This window comes from Microbacterium sp. CPCC 204701, from assembly GCF_004010105.1.
Classification (GTDB): domain Bacteria; phylum Actinomycetota; class Actinomycetes; order Actinomycetales; family Microbacteriaceae; genus Microbacterium.
In genome coordinates, this window is sequence record NZ_RRYE01000625.1 from 1 (window position 1) to 1,095 (window position 1,095).

Genomic DNA, 1,095 nt, shown 5'->3' on the forward strand with positions numbered 1-1,095 from the left:
GCGGCAGCACCGGGCCCTGCACGTTCGTGGCGTACGCGTGTCCGCGGCGCACGCCCTCGCCACGGCCCCGGGTGCGGGCGAACGAGCCCTTGCCCCCCGTCACGGCGCCGTACGCGACCGCGCCATCGCCGAGCGTCCATTCCGACGCGTGATCTTCGAACCCCACCAGATGGCCGTGCTCGGCATCCGCGACGACGTAGCCGACGCGACGGTCACGCACGCGACGCACCCGGAAGGGGAAGACGCCTACGCCCGTCAGCGTCTCGCCGTCCAGTGTCTCGACGCTCTCGCCGAGCAGCTCTGCCCCGCCGCCGACGGCGAGCAGGGGCGTGCCCTGGGCCACGAGCCCCTCGAGGTGGGCGGCCTTCTCACGCAGGTCGGGCATCACCAGGCGCATGGCCGACAGGGGGCCGTTGCCCATCACGACGACATCCGCGTCGGCGGGGATCTCGTCGCCCCGCCCGATCAGGACGTGCTCGGCATTGCTCCCGGCGCGCTCCCAGCGCGCCAGCAGCGCGAGGACGTTGCCGCGGTCGCCGGTGATGCCCAGCTCGTCGGCATAGAGCTGCACGATACGCAGGGTCTCGTTCATCGGGATCCTCGATCCGCGGTGTCTCGACGTGCCGCGCGGCGCGCCACCTCCTGGTCGGCCTGCCCGAGCAGCCGCCGGCCGATGAACATGAGCTCGTAGTTGACGAACCAAGTCTGGCGGCCCGACGCCGTCGGCGGAAGGCCCCGCATATGGGCGACGGCCTTCTCCATGTCGGGCTCGACCAGGTCGATCGGAATGCCGGCGTGCTCGAGTCGCAGCGCCAGCTGGCAGGCCTTCTCCCCCGCGACGACGTCGACGCGATCGATGGCGTCCAGATCGACGTCGTACAGCCAGGAGACGTCCGGCGTTCCCTCGTCGATCGCCATGAGCAGCCGCTCCGGTGATCCGTCGAGGGCGTCGAGGTTCATCTGGAGGCTCGGTCCGTTCTTGAACATCACGAACTCGACCTGCTCGCCGGCCGGATCGCTGCGCAGGGGGACGACCTCGCCGCGGCCGTAGGCCGGTGCCATGCGAGCGAATCCGGCGGCGGCGTCCGCGGGCCG

2 protein-coding genes are annotated in these 1,095 nt (G+C 71.6%); both read right to left on the reverse strand.

The window, feature by feature from the left end; all coding sequences use genetic code 11:
• Positions 1-592 (reverse strand): glutamine amidotransferase (locus EIO58_RS18415; protein WP_127820605.1); only part of this gene is annotated, 592 nt, incomplete at its 3' end.
• On the reverse strand, positions 589-1,095 hold a 507-nt coding region (locus EIO58_RS18420), incomplete at its 5' end, for a MurT ligase domain-containing protein (protein ID WP_205789394.1). The genes EIO58_RS18415 and EIO58_RS18420, both read right to left, overlap by 4 nt.